This window comes from Clostridium sp. CMCC3677 (assembly GCF_023845585.1).
Lineage (GTDB): Bacteria > Bacillota > Clostridia > Clostridiales > Clostridiaceae > Clostridium > Clostridium aquiflavi.
The window spans coordinates 1-280 of record NZ_JAMQHS010000047.1; the positions used below are offsets into that span (position 1 = coordinate 1).

The window sequence follows — 280 nt, forward strand, 5'->3', positions numbered from 1 at the left end:
CTAGCCTTCCAAGCTAGTTACGTGAGTTCGATTCTCATCACCCGCTCCATTAAAAAATATGCGTTATTAGCTCAGTTGGTAGAGCACCTGACTCTTAATCAGGGTGTCCCGGGTTCGATCCCCTGATAACGCACCAAATAAATGGTGAATGTAGTTCAGTTGGTAGAGCGCCAGTTTGTGGCACTGGTTGTCGTGGGTTCAAGTCCCATCGTTCACCCCATGTAATGGGATGTCGCCAAGCGGTAAGGCAATGGACTTTGACTCCATTATGCGTAGGTTC

Annotated in this window: 2 tRNA genes; both read left to right on the forward strand. The window is 48.2% G+C overall.

The features are described 5' to 3' along the window. The first annotated feature begins 60 nt into the window (after positions 1–60). Positions 61–136: transfer RNA gene (locus NG901_RS16680), tRNA-Lys, on the forward strand. Between the two features lie 8 nt (positions 137–144). Then, a tRNA-His gene (locus NG901_RS16685) sits at positions 145–220 on the forward strand. Positions 221–280: the final 60 nt, after the last annotated feature.